We start from the raw sequence: 15,299 nt of genomic DNA on the forward strand, positions 1-15,299 counted from the left end.
CGTTATACTTTGTATGTAATCGATTGCAAATAAATTTGAGGTGAATAAAAATGAACGGTTTTATGGACAAGCTTTCTGAGAAAATCATGCCCTTAGCTAATTTATTAGGGCAAAATCGTTACCTTACAGTTTTACGGGATGCGTTTATGCTTTCCTTCCCTTTAACAATGTTCGGTTCGATTGTTGTCGTTATCAATAACTTGCCTTTTTTCAGTGACGCAACAAAGGGAACTTTATCGAACTTATTCGGTAATGGGCAAAATGCAACAATGAGCATCATGTCGGTTTTTGTTACTTTTGGTATCGGCTATTATTTATCAAAATCTTATGACGTTGAAGGTATTTTCGGTGGTGCCGTGTCTTTTGCCAGCTTCTTGATTCTTACGCCTTTTGCAATGAAAACCGTTGGTGGTGAAGATGTAACTGGTGTTCTTTCACTTGATCGTCTTGGCGCAAAAGGAATGTTCATTGGAATGATCGCTGCTTTCTTGGCTGGAGAAATCTACTGCAGAATCACGAAACGCGGTTGGCAGATCAAAATGCCTGATGGAGTTCCACCTGCAGTAACAAAATCATTTGCCGCTTTGATCCCTGCTGTAGTCACACTAACTGTTTTCTTAGTAATCAACGCTGTGATGACTGGTATTTTCAATGCTAACTTACATGATGTCGTTTATGAAGTGATCCAAAAACCATTAACTGGTTTGGGAAGTAGTTTACCTGCAACATTGATTGCTTTGTTCTTTGTCCAATTCTTATGGTTCTTCGGACTTCACGGGCAAATCATCGTCAACTCTGTAATGGACCCGATTTGGAATACACTGATGCTTGATAACTTAGAAGCTTATCAACATGGAAAAGAATTACCGCACATCATCACAAAACCATTCATGGAAACCTTCACTGTTGGTATTGGTGGCTCTGGAATGACTTTAGCTGTCGTTTTATTGATGGCCTTTGTTCTTAAAAAGAAACAGTATCGTGATGTTGGTCGATTAGCTTTAGCACCTGGTATTTTCAATGTAAATGAACCAGCGATTTTTGGTCTACCAATCGTATTGAATGCAACAATCCTTATTCCTTGGGTCGTAGCGCCTCTAATCGTAACGACGTTCAATTATTTGGTAATGGCTGCTGGACTTGTCCCTGCACCAACTGGCGTCTCTGTTCCATGGACTGTGCCAATCATTGCAAGCGGTGTCTTAGCAACAAATTCATGGCTTGGTGGTATGCTGCAAGTCATCGACTTTATCATCGTTGCCTTTATCTGGTACCCGTTCTTGAAAGTATTAGATAAACAACCAGATTTAGATATTGCTTAATGGATCATTAAGGGGATGTGACAAGAAACTTGTCATATCCTCTTTTTTCGAATAAACAATGTTCCAGATGCTACTTCGAGTTGTCGGAAGCATAATCTTTCGTTATACTCTAGAAGAGGTGAATAACGTGCCAAAATACGAAGAAATCGCAAATATTTTAAGGGAACGAATCCGTTCAAAAGAGTATCCTCCCGATAGTTTTTTGCCTAATCAAGTGGACTTGGTAAAAGAATTTGGTGCGAGCCGGATGACAATCAAAAAAGCCATCAATATCTTAGCGATGGAAGGACTTGTCTATTCGCAGCGAGGATCAGGAACGAAAATTTTGAATCATCCATTCATGCAAAAAGACACATCGCCCGCTAACGAGTATGAAGGTTTGAGCCTCCAAATGAAACGCAGAAATCGTTCTTTGAAGAGTCAAATCATTCATTTTGATGTTGAATTCCCTAATCAATATATCCAAGAACGATTGATGATCGATGCCGAGCAACCTGTCTACAATATTCACCGGTTAAGGATCTTAGATGGCGAGCCGTATGTTTTAGAGCATACCTTTATGCCAGTTCATCTTGTGCCGGGTTTAAAAAAAGAACATTTGTTAGCCTCTATCTATGATCATCTTCATCAAGAATTGAATGTCCATTTTGCAGGGGCTTATCGTGCTATTTCTGCAGATAAAAGTGATGAATATGATCAGCAATATTTGAACTGTGCAGAAAACGATCCTGTACTGGAAGTTCAGCAAGTCGTCTATCTCAAAGATGGCCAGCCGATTGAATATTCTTCCAGCCGAAACCGATTTGATGTTCGGAACTATTCTGTGCTGGATGTGCGTTCAACTTAACCAAAGAGGTTGTGAAAAAGTCGCTTAGTTTCGAGTAGTAAGAAAAATTTTGTGAAAATGGCTTTCCTCATTTTTGCATAAATTTGACTTACTACCGAGAAACTGGCTTTTGAACACCGTGAATCAGAGGTTGTGAAAAAGCCGCTTAGTTTTGAGTCGATTGATTGTCACAGATACAATCTTTTGAATAACATTTACCAAGTACTTTCAGAAGCTCGTTTCCATCTAATCATAAAAAGACTTATGACCACCCGTAATGATTCTAAAGTTAGTTTTTTAAAGCTAGTTTTTTTGAAATCGATACAGCTAGTCGTAAGTTTTTTTATTTTATTGATCCGTTCCTCCTCTTTTCATTCTTGATTCCTTCCTGATACTTTAGAAGACAAATTAATTGCAAAATAAAGATGCACCCTCTATACTATGTCTAAATCAATCACTTACTTTTTGTAAGTTAACAGGAGGAAATTTATCATGGATACACAAATCAGAGGAATTCACCACGTTACAGCAATGACATCTAGCGCAACAAAAATCTACCGCTTTTTTACAGATATTTTAGGAATGCGCTTAATCAAAAAAACCGTTAACCAAGATGACATCGAAACTTACCATCTTTACTTTACAGATGATACTGGTGCACCAGGAACAGATATGACTTTCTTTGATTTCCCAAATCAGCCAAAAGGAAAAAAAGGAACAGATACGATCTCTCGTGCTTCTTTCCGTGTGCCAAGTGACGCTGCATTAGACTTTTGGTTGGAACGATTTGAAAAATATGATGTCGCTCATTCAGCAATCAATGAACGTTTCGGCAAAAAATATATCGAGTTTGAAGATTTTGATAATCAATATTATCAATTGATCTCTGACGAAAACAATCAAGGTGTAGCAGCTGGCGTTCCTTGGAAAAACAGCAATGTACCGACAGAATTTGCAATCACAGGACTTGGACCTGTCTTTGTCCGTGTCAGTCAATTAGAGCATATCCGCTTGATTCTTGAAAAAATCTTAGGATTCAAAGAAACAGACCATTCAGGAGATTTCTACTTATTTGAAATCGGTGAAGGCGGAAATGGTGCAAGCATCATTATTGAACATCGGACAGACTTGCCAAAAGCAATCGAAGGATTTGGAAATATCCATCACTTAGCATTGCGTGTAGCAGACAAAGAAGCATTGGAATACTGGATTCAAGTAATCAATAAGATTGAATTGCCAAATTCTGGTTTCGTCAATCGTTTCTATTTCCAATCTGAGTACTTCCTAGCCGCTCATCACGTACTGTTTGAACTAGCAACTGACGGTCCTGGATTCCTTGAAGATGAACCAGCAGAATCCGCTGGAGAAAAACTATCTCTTCCTCCATTCTTAGAAGAACGTCGTGAAGCCATTGAAGCCTATGTCCGTCCTTTCGATACAAGTGACGCAAATAAAAAACGTGAATAATCTCTTCATGCCACTTCATTTGCATCTATAGAAACAGAAAAGAGGGAACAAAATGTCCTACATTTTTGAAAAAGGAACAAGTGGCAAGCATTTGATCTTACTTCATGGCACAGGTGGCGATGAACATTCTTTACTGGATATCGCTCACTTTCTTGCACCAAACAGTACGTTGCTTTCTTTTCGTGGCACGGTCCAAGAAGATGGGATGAATCGTTTTTTCAAGCGTAATGGATTGAATCAATTCGACCTGGACAGTTTGGAAAAAGAAACAGATAAGCTCCATGAAAAAATCAAAGATATCAGCGAAACAGAACAGATACCGTTAAGCGATTGGCTGCTTGTCGGCTATTCAAATGGCGCAAACATCGCTGCTCATTTATTATTGGAACGTGAGACCATGCTAAATAAAGGGTTGTTTTTCCATCCAATGTCTCTAGGTGTCCATCAAAGCCGTTCCACATTAGAGGATAAAACCGTCTGGCTTTCTTATGGTGATAACGATCCAATCGTTTCCTCTGCTTCCTTTAAAGAATTGGCCGATCAATTCGAAACACGCCAAGCAAATGTGACGATTCAGCTAACTGTAACAGGTCATCAGTTGACGATGGACGAAATCGAGCAAGCGAGGGAATGGACAGAGCATCTTCTAACTAAATAAAAGAAAAGAACTACGACTTATATGACACAACCTGAAGCAGACATCAATCTGGATCATAGTGTGTGAAAGTCGTAGTTTTTTTGCCAGATAGGTTAGTCTCCGCTAGCTGTAATAACAGATTTATTATAAATAGCCGTTTTATGTTTCAAATCTTCCAATCTGCCGATTTTCTCACCTTTCGAATAAAACCCATCAGTAATCCCTAGTGCTTGGAAAATCGTCTGTTTATAAGCGATTTCTGCATTCCATTCGACTGTATCAAGGATTTGCAGTGCTTTATGGATAGCTTCGATTCCTGATTCTCCACCTGTGTTGATCAATACGCCATGTGAATTGAGTAATAACATATGGGGCAACTCTAAATCATGTGTTTTTACATAATCGCTTGTCAATTCAGCAAGTTCTTCAGAGCAATTAGGCTCAAAGTCCATGACAGGAATCTCTTTTACTTTAGCTGTGGCTTCTGTCAAATTAGGCATAGGCAACCCAGTAGTCGCCCAGAACATTGCATTAGGCGCATGTGCATGCAAGACAGCTTTGATTGCTGGATTAGTCTCGTACATCGCTTCATGCATATTGATTTCACGAGTTAAATGACCGACTCCATCAACGATTCTACGCGTTCTTGGTTCTACTACTAGAACTTGTGCAGGAGAAATCTCTCCAAGATAGGCTTCTGACATCATGGTCGGTGTCATGATAATGTAGTCTTTTCCTTGATCATCAGTGGTTTTAAAGGAAAAATTCCCTCCTGCGACATTTGTATTTTTCCTTTCGAAAATCACTCTTACGATACGTGCCATGTCCTGTCGTTCTCTCTCAAATAACATACGTCCATCTGACATAATGATCCCTCCATTATCTTTTTATAAAACTTTTTTCTCTCAATATTTCTTTGGTAGCTTCTTTTATTTTCATTGATTCTTCTATTTTCTGTTTTCTTTTTTCATCGTACTCTCTGAATAAAACGTGATTTCCATATTTATAGATCACTAGTGCGAAAAAAATAACCAATAGATTGATGATGATATTCTGAGTAAAGAGTCCATATAGAAATAGCAGAAGTGTACCACAAAGAACGACTGTCCATTTTATTTTTTCTATCTCTTCTCTTTTCATTGCTTTCCCACCATTTCGATGCTATTTTTGCAGTTCAGCATAACGTTCGCTCGGGACTTTCGCTTTTATCATATATTTATAAAGTAGAACAAACAATCCTAGAAAAATTACGCATCCTACAATAGCGAGAATATTTCTATTAAATGCCTCCGCAAATAAAACCCTGAACTCCGGCCCTTCTATTGATGACCATGTGATCAACTGTCCTTTCTTGATTCCCTCAACTGCTCCGCTTTTTTCTGCTAAATCACTGAGTATTGGCGCAAGATAAGTGGCACCGTACAAATAAATAGGCATCGTGAGGATTCCCAGGATCAGCATACGAGCCAAGTTTCCTCCTGTTAGAAGCAATCCGCCGACCGCAATCGAATAGTTGATGATCCCTGCTAATGGTAATACTTGGTTTCCTGGCAAAATAATAGCATAACCGATAAACACAGGAACAAGTAAAATAGCAGTAACCCAAATCTCTGAACGACCAGCTAATATCGGCCAGTCCAATCCAATATATACTTCACGATCCTTAAATCGCTTTTTCATAAATTCTGACATCGCGTCTGCTAAAGGAGACAAAGATTGCATGAACATTTTAGAGATCATCGGGAACAGACTTAATGCAGTCGCAGTCTGTACTGCCAGATTAAGAGAACCTGAGACACCGTACGCAGCAGCAAAGCCAAGTCCCAAGCCAATAATGAATCCCATTACAGAGTTTTCAGAGAAGATCCCAATTTTCTTCTTCAATGCATTCGTATCCGCTCGTTTATTCAATGCAGGTATTTTATCCATGATCATATTGAAAGGGAGCAACAAGACAGCGGCAGATGTCATAAAATGAGTCACTGTTACTAATGGAATCCCTGTGAGATCCTGTATATGCTTCTGAAACATATCACCAAGCTTTAATTCCAATATAACTTGAACCATTGCTGTAAGAAAGCCTGCAGCCAAACTACCAGAAACATAATAAACTAAATAAGCAGTTAAAGCTTTCCCCCAAACATTCCACATATCAACATTTAACGTCTTCGTCCAATTAAAAAGTAAGAGTACAAAATTGACCCCAATCGTTACTGCAAAGAATATAAAAGCGTAACTCCACGACCATGTGATGCTTGCTGCACCCGTCCACCCTAGATCGAGCGCCGGCAAACTGATTCCCGTATTTTTAGCCAATGCTTCTGATGCTGGACTTACTGCGTTAGACATATAGCCAATGACCATAGACATCCCGCTAAAAGCGATCCCTAAAGTCAATGCAGACATGAATGCTTTTTTAAATTTCATCCCTGCCAATAATCCAAGTATCAAAATAATCAAAGGAACAAAAATAGCTGATCCTAAATTCAAAACATAATTGATCACGGTTTGGAAGACTTCCATAAATAAACCTTCTTTCTTTTGAAATATAGTAGAAAAACTACGAGACAATTTTTTATCCAACAATCCTCCTTTACTGTATTAACTCTTTGATACTGTCATAAATAGGTTCTACGCCCATTCCAGTTAAAAATGGAATTCCTGGAAATACTTCAATACCTAAATCTTTTGCTTGTTCAAGTACTTCATCATCAGGCTGTGCGACATACACATAGATTCCAGCAGTAGGAAGCTCATTTTGGATTGATTTGTAATCAACTGCTTCTACAGGAAATGTAAGGCCATCATCTTCTAACATACTTTGGATCTTACTCGCGATTGTCTGACTCGTTGCTACGCCACTTCCACATGCGACAATTAACCGGTTCTTCATTTTTCTTCCTCCTAAATATAATTTGTAATAAGTTCGTATATTTTTTGCGGTGTTTCTTGTTTCTTATAATTTTCTACGAATGTTTCATCCATGAATAAATTCATAAACGCTTGAAGTAATCCTACTTGTTCTTTTGGTTCTTTGATTCCTAAAAAAAATAGATTTTCTACAGTCATTTCCTGATTATCCCCCATTTGATAAAAATAAATTGGGTTCTTCAGCTGCATAACAAAAACGAATGGCTTTTCGACATATTCACATTCCGAATGTGGCAGTGCAATATTTAAATACTTAGTAATCAATCCTGTAGGAAATTTTCTTTCTCTTGCAATTAGCCCATTCAAATAATTCTCATTGACGTACCCCATTTTTTCTAATCGTTGGGCAGCTATTAAAAAAGCTTCTTCTTTATTTTTTACGTCTACCGCTAATTGAATCAGACTAGGAACAAACATCTCTTTATATTCCATTTCTCCACCCTCTTTTTGATTAAGTTTGTTAATTTCGTGTTCTACTAAGTTCATCTTTGTTTACAAGAATCGTTTATCTATATAATTAAGAAGAACAAAGTCGAACAAAACTTGACTTTTATGTTAAAGGAGTAATTTATATGTTGAAAAAAGAAAGACAAGAACGAATCATTACGTTATTAGAGAAAGATTTTTATTTAACTAATTCAGAAATCGCTAACAAATTAGGCGTATCAGAAATGACTATACGCCGAGATGTCACTGAATTAGCAAAAAAAAATAAAGTAAAAAAGCTGTATGGCGGCGTTGAACGAAAGGAACCTTATAATCGAGAACTATCGACTCAAGAAAAGATTGATACGAATGTAGCCGAAAAAAAATATATTGGTCAAGTCATGAACAGTATAATTCCGGATAATTCTACTATTTATGTAGGCGCCGGTACAACAATCCTGTATGCACTCCCTTTCATTCAAAAGAAAAATCTATTTGTAATTACAAATAGTTTGATTGCTTTCAACTATTTGAAGAATCATACTAGTTATCGGATTTTACTTACTGGTGGCGAATTTTCTCCTATTACAGAAGAGTTCATTGGGGAAGTTGCAGAAAGATCTTTTGAAAGTTTGAATGTCGATATCTCTTTCGCTGCAACAAATGGAATATTTGAAAACAATGTCACAACTGCTCAATTTATTGAGGGAAATATTCAAAATGCAGCGCTCAATGCAGCCAAAATCAAATGTATTGTTGCAGATTATTCAAAATTAAATAAATCAGATGTCTATACTTTTAGAAAATTAACCGATTTCGATTATCTAATAACCGATAATCATTTATCAGAACAAGATTTCCATCATTATTCAAAATACTTAACCATATTAAAGGAGCCAAAAAATGATACTGACAATCACGATGAACCCATCCATTGATTCCATTTATTTTACAAAACACTTTGAATTAGGTACGATGACACGCTTTGCTTCTCCGGTACGCTATGTAGGCGGCAAGGGAATCAATTGCGGACGAGCTTCTGCTTTACTAGGTTCATCAGTTATTTTAACGGGGTTTTTGGGCGGTTATTTTGGCGGTATGATTCAAGATATGCTGCAAAATGAAAATTTGTTTGATTTGCATTTTTTACCTATTGCAGAAGAATCAAGAGGTGCCGTCACCATCATGCATGATGGTGAAACGCAGACAGAGCTAGTGGAAGCTGGTCCTGAAATAGCAGATACTACTATCAAAAAATTAATGAATGATATCAAACAAATCAGCACAAATAATTACCTTTCAGTCATTACAATAAATGGTTCTGTCAACAATCAAGACCCCTTTTTGTATGCTAAATTATTACAATATATCAAAGAACAAATAGATCCTTCCATCTATATATTAATGGATATATCTGGACAACATCTCCGTGAAGTCTTAGCAAGTAAGTATAAACCGATGTTTATCAAACCTAATATCCATGAGTTTTCAGATATCATCCATCAAAAAATTACTAAAAAAAGCGATATAAAATACCATTTAAAAACAAATCCTTTATTTAAAGATATCGATGTTATCATGATTTCTTGCGGCTCGTATGGTGCAGTAGTCAAAGTAAAAGAAGAATTTTGGAATGTTGAGATCCCTAAGATTCCTGTCATTAATACAACAGGCTCTGGGGATGCCACTGTTGGAGGTTTTGCTCATTCATTAGAACAGAATTATCCTTTAAAAGAATGTGTAAGGTACGCAATGGCTTGCGGCATGTCAAATGCACAGCAATCAGCTGTCTCTTATACACATCTAGATGTGTATAAGAGACAGGAATTATCCTTTAAAAGAATGTGTAAGGTACGCAATGGCTTGCGGCATGTCAAATGCACAGCAATCAGAAGTCGGGAAAGTTATTCCAGCTGATGTAAAAAATCTAGCAAAAAGTATTAAAATCACAGAAATGAAATAAATAGTACAAAGTAAATAATTTATACACATCTAGATGTGTATAAGACCTATCTATATGTTTATTCACAAAAAAACTCCAAAAGTCAGATTTTCAAGTCTAGCTTTTGGAGTTTGCTTTAAACTGATTATTAGAAGTGTTTATTTTTTCACTCAAGTATCCTGCACTTACAGAAATATCCTTTTTACCGCCAACCTAATTCTGGAGCGATATCTTTTACGATTGTTTCAAGCAAGTGCATGTTGTATTCTACCCCCAAAGTATTAGGAATCGTGACAAGTACTGTGTCTGCTTCTTTGATTGCTTCATCTTCAGCTAGCTCCTTGATTAATTGATCAGGTTCACCTGCAAAAGTTTTTCCAAAAATCGTCGGGTTCCGATGATAAGCAAGATAGCCGACAGCATCTTGTTGCGGACTACCGTCTTGTCCAAATAAGCGTCGATCCAAATCAGTGGTGATTGGCTGGATCGAGCGAGTGACCAATGTTCTTGGTTCAAAATCATGACTTGCTTGCTTCCACGCTTCTTTATACGCACGTAATTGGTTTGCTTGTTGGATATGGAACGGCTCATGGGATTCGTAATTGACTAATGTAGATGATTGCAGATTCATTCCATGTTGTGCTGCCCACATTGCCGTTTGCTGTGAACCAGCTCCCCACCAGATTCTTTGTCGTAATCCTTCTGAATAAGGTTCGATCCGTAATTTTCCTGATCCTTGTGGGAACATTGGTTGAGGATTTGGTTCTGCAAATGATTTTCCTTCAAGTAATTCCAAGAATTCAAGGGTGCGTTCCCGTGTTACCTCTTTGATTTCTTCTTCACTGTAATCATAACCAAAGTATTTCCAGCCATCTAGGACTTGTTCAGGTGAACCACGCCCCACTCCTAGTTGCACTCTTCCTTGCGTGATGATATCTGTCAATCCGGCATTTTCTGCCATATAATAAGGGTTTTCATAGCGCATATCGATAAGTCCTGTACCGATTTCGATCTTATTCGTCTTTGCGCCGATTGCAGCTAACAAAGGAAACGGCGACCCAATCTGAGGGGCAAAATGATGTACGCGGAAAAACGCTCCGTCTACTCCAATTTTTTCTGCTTCCACTGCTAAATCGATTGATTGCAAATAAGCATCTTGAGCTGTTTTCACGAGTGATCCTTGCTCCATCCAATGTCCAAAGCTTAAAAAGCCGATTTTTTTCAAGGTAGTGACCTCCTCCAACCCTACAAAAATGGAAGGTTTTTTATTTTTAATATGAACTGATTCTACTACTTTTTTTCTTAAAAGACGAATAATTGTTCTCGCATCATATTCAAGAAATCTATTGGCTTACTATACCCCTACTTCCTTCATCATCTGCCATGTCTTAATCTCTTTTAATAGTCTTTTCCATCGTTGTTTTTTGACTCAAAATGATTGTTTCTAACATGTATTTAAGGATGTGACACAACTTTGACCACATCCTCTTTTTTTTGTATTTAGTTTTCTACTTCTAAATAAATAGATAGAATTATTATAGATATAAAGGCAGTTTTTTAATATCTGCTTATTCATAACTAGACAACAAGGTTAAAATCTCTAGTGGATGATTGGATTGCATCAACTGTGCCATTTGTTCTGGTTGCTTTTCTAAATAGTGAATAACAGAAAAAATTTTTTTGAACTCTGCATGTTTCAAATCCTTTCTCTTTATTGCTAACAGCAGTACGATACGTATCTGTTCCCCATGCCATAGGATCGGTTCTTTCATTGTTGCAATAGAAATCATCGAATGTTTTACATACAGCGGATTACCGTGAGGAATCGTTACAAATGGTGCCACTCTAGTACTGGCGTGACGGTCTCGTTCCAAGACAGAATCGACGAATTCCGGCTCCACATAATGATGTTCTACTAAGACATTCCCCATAAAATTTAAAATATCTACTGGATCAGCCCATTCAAGATGAGGAAAGATCAAAAATGGATGAGTAAAGCTTGCTAGATCAAACGTTTTTTTCTTCTTGATAGGTACATGTTCCAGCATATATTTTGTCAGATAAGCCAGGTCAGTTTCTGTGATCATTGGTGAAATCTCGATTACTGGAATATTTGCATGTTTAAACGGTAATGTAGCTAAAATAAAATCAACAGGTGGAAAGTCTTCCCTCTCTAGTTCTGGCTTATATTCAATTAAATCTATAATCGTTAATTCCGGAAGTTCTCTGTTCAGCCGTGCTTCAAGAAAAGTAGCCATAGCTTTTGAATATTCACTAACTAAAACGGCTTGATATCTTTTACTTTTCTGATGTTTGTGTCGCTCGATCGCCGCTTGGAAATGGATCGTTAAATAAGCTGTCTCATCTTGCGGAACATAAAAATTTTCTTTCTCAAAATAATCTTCTAGAATCAACTGTAAAACTAAAAAAAGTTGTGTGTACGTACTAAATACATTTTTCGTCAGTGGATTAGAAATCTGCAAGCCGTAATGGAGTCGAAAATAGGTCGAAGATAAATGAGACCTTAAGTTTTGTTTCAGTAACTGATCTTCTTTCAATGAATAACCTAAAAACTGCTCCACTTGTACAATCAAATGATCAGCAAGTGTACTAGATTCCTTTTGAAATCGTGTGGCTGCTTGTGAGTTTGTAAAAAGATTGGCGATACGTAAAGCCAGATAATTGATTTCATCAGGAGAAAATTCAATTGGGTAAATAGTAGCTAACTTTGCTAAGATCTGACTACTTAACTGCTGTGCTTGGGTATGCTCAACGACTTCATTTTCGTCTTTACTTAATTTCACTTTCTGGTACTGTTTCATTCGCTCAAGCATAAAATAGATATGAATCTCTACACTAGCCAGTCCTCCTGGTTGTTCTAGATGATTTTCATAGAAAACTTCTTTTAATGTATGTTGGATGACTTTTAACGTATCTTTGGCAAAAAATTCTTTCAACGAAGGACTTTGCGGATCTTCTTTCTGCATATTGCGTAGCGTCTTAACAAGCAGCTGTCTTTTTTCTTGTTCATCGCCTTTAAGAAAAGTGCCAAGTTTTGTTTTGGATACTAGCTGTAAATTATGGTACTCAAAAAAGCTTTTCAGCTCTGTCAATTCTTTACGAATCGTACGTTTTCCAACATATAGTTTTTCTGAAAGCTCTTCAAGACTAAATCCGTCTTTTGCTACTAGCAGATGGAAAATCAATAATTGACGAAGCTGGTTTTTATCCATTTCTGTTTGTGCCTCTTCATTAAGTGCTCGTTTCAATTGTTCCTTTTCGTGAGGCAGACCATTCAACAAGATTCCTGTACCCTTTTTTCTTTCAATCATCAAAGGCAGCTGTTTGTCCCTGAACCAAGTTTCGATGACATTCAAATCGCTATGAACCGTTCTTTCCGACACATGGAAATGCTCTGCTAGCTTTTTTATTGTGATATAATTATTCGTTTCAATTAATTGGTAAATCAAAGATTGCTGACGCTGATTCATAATAAGCAGAAACTCCCTTCCAAATAAAAAATCGATCATGATAACACATCTATTATGTCTCATCACGGTCGATTTTTCATCTTATGTTATTACATTTCACTTAATAATTGGTGAACCGCTGCTTTATCTGGCGCATCCATCAATGCTTGACGGAAATCATCATCCATCAATTTACGTGAAAGACGTTGCAGTATTTTCAAGTGCATATCTCCTTGGCTGTTTTCAGGTACAGCAATCATAAAGATCATATGTGCAAGTTTTCCATCTAAAGAATGCCACTCTACTCCATCTTGACTTCTGGCAAAAGCCACCGTTGGTTTACGAACATAAGCTGATTTTCCGTGTGGAATAGCGATTCCCATGCCGATTCCCGTTGTACTTTCCTTTTCTCTATCATAGATGACTTCTTTAAATCCGTTTTTATCTGTGATCGCCGCTGTTTTTTCTAAACGTTGGACTAAATCTTCGATTACTCCGTCTTTTGTTGTTGCTGTTTCTCCTAGAACGATTGCTTCATCTGACATAATATCCGTAATAGAATCAAACGTTTCAGGTTTTGTATAAACATCCCTTGTTTCAGATTCTGTTAAATCCGCTACCGCTACCCCATTTGCTGCAGCAACTGCAGTATGTTGTAATGTTGGTTTCAAGATTCTTAACATTAACACGGTGACAGCAATACCTGCAATCACTGCTACAAAAAACATGGCTACATGATCGACTGCTCCTAAAACTGCTACGATTGGACCGCCATGAGCGACATGATCTGTCACTCCTGAAAGCATTGCGATGACACTTCCTGTCATCGCTCCGACTACAATGCTTGGAATCACTCGTAATGGATCTGTTGAAGCAAACGGAATCGCACCTTCTGTGATCCCGAACAGCCCCATTGCTAAGGATGCCTTACCAGCTTCTCGTTCTGTTTTTGTAAATTTGGTTTTCAATGTCAATGATGCCAATCCTAATGCTAACGGAGGGATACAGATAGCTACAGCAATTGGACCCATAATGGAATAATTTCCTTCTGCAATCAAGCCAGATCCGAACAGAAAGGCTACTTTATTGAACGGTCCACCCATATCAAAAGCAATCATTGCTCCTAAGATCATAGCTAAAACAATTTCACTTCCTCCTTGCATCCCTGCTAAAAAGTGAGTCAACGAACTAAATAAAAGAGCTACTGGTTCTCCAATAACGTAGATAAACACAAAACCAACTGCCAATGATCCTAAAATTGGGATAACAATGATTGGCATAATCGATTGTAAAGCTTTCGGTACTCGTACTTTCTTGATTCCTAAAGCAATGAAACCTGCTAAAAATCCAGTGATGATTCCGCCTAAGAACCCTGCATTCGCATCACTACCATATAATGCGCCATTTGCTGCTAACATCCCCCCAACAAATCCAGGAACAAGTCCCGGACGATCTGCAATGCTTTGCGCAATAAATGCAGATAAGATTGGAACCATCAATCCCATAGCAATACTTCCGATACTATTCATCGTTGCCCAAATCGTTCCTTCTGGTATCTTGATTCCTTCAGGCGTCGCTGTTCCACCCAATGTTAATGAAATCGCGATCAATAATCCTCCTGTAACTACGAATGGCACCATATATGAAACACCATTCATCAAACTCTTATAGATTTTCTTACCTAAATTTTCTGATTCACTTTTATTTTCGGCAGAAATAGTGGTCTCTGTACTTTTATAGATTGGCGCTTTTCCTGCTAAAATCTCTCCTACCAATTCATCTGCATGATGAATTCCTTCTTGCACGCCTACGGTTATCAATGGTTTGCCGCCAAATCGTGTTTTATCTATTTTAGTATCCGCTGCGATGATTACACCAGCTGCTTCTTCGATATCTTTTGCAGTCAATTCATTTTCGATACCGATAGAACCATGTGTTTCGACTTTTACCTCGGCGCCAACTGCTTTCCCCGCCTTCTCTAAGTTTTCTGCTGCCATGTATGTATGGGCAATGCCAACTGGACAGGATGTGATTGCAATAATTTTTTTCATTTTCCTACCGCCTTTCTTTCTACACTTACAGTATATAAAAACGGTTTCTTTTTATTAAGCACAAAATGATTCCGTAATAACTGAAATTTTTGGAATAAATAGAAATTTCGCTAAAAAATTGATATACAATTTATTATGTTGAATAAAATACTATTGGAAAATCTTACATTTCTGTACTTCTGCTTACGTACATCTAAATTATTATCTACATTAACAATTTCCGTAAT

General features: G+C 37.5%; 13 protein-coding genes and 2 pseudogenes. 7 read left to right on the plus strand and 8 right to left on the minus strand.

What is annotated here, in order from left to right; all coding sequences use genetic code 11:
- The first annotated feature begins 50 nt into the window (after nucleotides 1-50).
- The 4 genes from celB to A5849_RS10145 all read left to right on the plus strand — a co-directional run bounded on the left by celB (nucleotide 51) and on the right by A5849_RS10145 (nucleotide 4,273).
- On the plus strand, nucleotides 51-1,322 hold the full coding sequence (gene celB / locus A5849_RS10125; RefSeq protein ID WP_002309644.1) for a PTS cellobiose transporter subunit IIC: 1,272 nt from the start codon (nucleotides 51-53) through the stop codon (nucleotides 1,320-1,322).
- A gap of 127 nt (nucleotides 1,323-1,449) precedes the next feature.
- Nucleotides 1,450-2,169 carry a GntR family transcriptional regulator gene (locus A5849_RS10130; protein WP_002309645.1) on the plus strand — a complete coding sequence of 240 codons (720 nt, stop codon included), beginning with the start codon at nucleotides 1,450-1,452 and terminating at the stop codon, nucleotides 2,167-2,169.
- Between the two features lie 471 nt (nucleotides 2,170-2,640).
- On the plus strand, nucleotides 2,641-3,615 hold the full coding sequence (locus A5849_RS10140) for a ring-cleaving dioxygenase (protein WP_002309647.1): 975 nt from the start codon (nucleotides 2,641-2,643) through the stop codon (nucleotides 3,613-3,615).
- Between the two features lie 52 nt (nucleotides 3,616-3,667).
- Nucleotides 3,668-4,273, plus strand: a complete 606-nt coding sequence (locus tag A5849_RS10145) for an alpha/beta hydrolase (protein ID WP_002309649.1) — start codon at nucleotides 3,668-3,670, stop codon at nucleotides 4,271-4,273.
- Nucleotides 4,274-4,365: 92 nt separating this feature from the next.
- Here the strand turns inward: A5849_RS10145 and A5849_RS10150 are convergent, their stop codons facing one another.
- The 5 genes from A5849_RS10150 to A5849_RS10170 form a co-directional block, all read right to left on the minus strand.
- A complete protein-coding gene (locus A5849_RS10150; protein ID WP_002291817.1) occupies nucleotides 4,366-5,118 on the minus strand; it encodes a class II aldolase/adducin family protein in 753 nt (250 codons plus the stop codon).
- A gap of 13 nt (nucleotides 5,119-5,131) precedes the next feature.
- Nucleotides 5,132-5,392, minus strand: coding sequence for a hypothetical protein (locus A5849_RS10155; protein WP_002309652.1), 261 nt, complete (start codon nucleotides 5,390-5,392; stop codon nucleotides 5,132-5,134).
- A gap of 21 nt (nucleotides 5,393-5,413) precedes the next feature.
- Nucleotides 5,414-6,775 carry a PTS galactitol transporter subunit IIC gene (locus tag A5849_RS10160; protein WP_002345041.1) on the minus strand — a complete coding sequence of 454 codons (1,362 nt, stop codon included), beginning with the start codon at nucleotides 6,773-6,775 and terminating at the stop codon, nucleotides 5,414-5,416.
- 70 nt (nucleotides 6,776-6,845) lie between these two features.
- Nucleotides 6,846-7,145, minus strand: a complete 300-nt coding sequence (locus A5849_RS10165) for a PTS sugar transporter subunit IIB (RefSeq protein WP_002309654.1) — start codon at nucleotides 7,143-7,145, stop codon at nucleotides 6,846-6,848.
- Between the two features lie 11 nt (nucleotides 7,146-7,156).
- Nucleotides 7,157-7,615 carry a PTS sugar transporter subunit IIA gene (locus A5849_RS10170; RefSeq protein WP_002309655.1) on the minus strand — a complete coding sequence of 153 codons (459 nt, stop codon included), beginning with the start codon at nucleotides 7,613-7,615 and terminating at the stop codon, nucleotides 7,157-7,159.
- Between the two features lie 140 nt (nucleotides 7,616-7,755).
- Here A5849_RS10170 and A5849_RS10175 point away from each other — a divergent pair, with 140 nt between their 5' ends.
- From A5849_RS10175 to A5849_RS15345, 3 genes and pseudogenes are all read left to right on the plus strand, one after another.
- Nucleotides 7,756-8,547 carry a DeoR/GlpR family DNA-binding transcription regulator gene (locus tag A5849_RS10175; RefSeq protein ID WP_002309656.1) on the plus strand — a complete coding sequence of 264 codons (792 nt, stop codon included), beginning with the start codon at nucleotides 7,756-7,758 and terminating at the stop codon, nucleotides 8,545-8,547.
- Nucleotides 8,513-9,382: pseudogene (locus tag A5849_RS10180) on the plus strand (1-phosphofructokinase family hexose kinase); the annotation flags it as partial. The gene A5849_RS10175 and the pseudogene A5849_RS10180, both read left to right, overlap by 35 nt.
- A gap of 52 nt (nucleotides 9,383-9,434) precedes the next feature.
- Nucleotides 9,435-9,572, plus strand: a pseudogene (locus tag A5849_RS15345) (1-phosphofructokinase family hexose kinase); the annotation flags it as partial.
- A 181-nt stretch (nucleotides 9,573-9,753) separates the two neighbouring features.
- Here A5849_RS15345 and A5849_RS10185 read toward each other — a convergent pair.
- The 3 genes from A5849_RS10185 to A5849_RS10195 all read right to left on the minus strand — a co-directional run bounded on the left by A5849_RS10185 (nucleotide 9,754) and on the right by A5849_RS10195 (nucleotide 15,072).
- Nucleotides 9,754-10,776, minus strand: a complete 1,023-nt coding sequence (locus tag A5849_RS10185) for an LLM class flavin-dependent oxidoreductase (RefSeq protein ID WP_086310069.1) — start codon at nucleotides 10,774-10,776, stop codon at nucleotides 9,754-9,756.
- A gap of 343 nt (nucleotides 10,777-11,119) precedes the next feature.
- On the minus strand, nucleotides 11,120-13,042 hold the full coding sequence (locus A5849_RS10190) for a BglG family transcription antiterminator (RefSeq protein ID WP_002309660.1): 1,923 nt from the start codon (nucleotides 13,040-13,042) through the stop codon (nucleotides 11,120-11,122).
- An 89-nt stretch (nucleotides 13,043-13,131) separates the two neighbouring features.
- Nucleotides 13,132-15,072, minus strand: a complete 1,941-nt coding sequence (locus A5849_RS10195; RefSeq protein WP_002309661.1) for a PTS fructose transporter subunit IIABC — start codon at nucleotides 15,070-15,072, stop codon at nucleotides 13,132-13,134.
- Between the last annotated feature and the right edge of the window lie 227 nt (nucleotides 15,073-15,299).

It is taken from the genome of Enterococcus sp. 10F3_DIV0382 (genome assembly GCF_002140245.1).
Lineage (GTDB): Bacteria > Bacillota > Bacilli > Lactobacillales > Enterococcaceae > Enterococcus_B > Enterococcus_B lactis.

Coding starts and splice junctions, on each gene's coding strand:
- A5849_RS10195 (WP_002309661.1), bottom strand. CDS start 15,072: ATGAAAAAAATTATTGCAATCACATCCTGTCCAGTTGGCATTGCCCAT.
- A5849_RS10175 (WP_002309656.1), top strand. CDS start 7,756: ATGTTGAAAAAAGAAAGACAAGAACGAATCATTACGTTATTAGAGAAA.
- A5849_RS10155 (WP_002309652.1), bottom strand. CDS start 5,392: ATGAAAAGAGAAGAGATAGAAAAAATAAAATGGACAGTCGTTCTTTGT.
- celB (WP_002309644.1), top strand. CDS start 51: ATGAACGGTTTTATGGACAAGCTTTCTGAGAAAATCATGCCCTTAGCT.
- A5849_RS10145 (WP_002309649.1), top strand. CDS start 3,668: ATGTCCTACATTTTTGAAAAAGGAACAAGTGGCAAGCATTTGATCTTA.
- A5849_RS10150 (WP_002291817.1), bottom strand. CDS start 5,118: ATGTCAGATGGACGTATGTTATTTGAGAGAGAACGACAGGACATGGCA.
- A5849_RS10140 (WP_002309647.1), top strand. CDS start 2,641: ATGGATACACAAATCAGAGGAATTCACCACGTTACAGCAATGACATCT.
- A5849_RS10170 (WP_002309655.1), bottom strand. CDS start 7,615: ATGGAATATAAAGAGATGTTTGTTCCTAGTCTGATTCAATTAGCGGTA.
- A5849_RS10160 (WP_002345041.1), bottom strand. CDS start 6,775: ATGGAAGTCTTCCAAACCGTGATCAATTATGTTTTGAATTTAGGATCA.
- A5849_RS10190 (WP_002309660.1), bottom strand. CDS start 13,042: ATGAATCAGCGTCAGCAATCTTTGATTTACCAATTAATTGAAACGAAT.
- A5849_RS10165 (WP_002309654.1), bottom strand. CDS start 7,145: ATGAAGAACCGGTTAATTGTCGCATGTGGAAGTGGCGTAGCAACGAGT.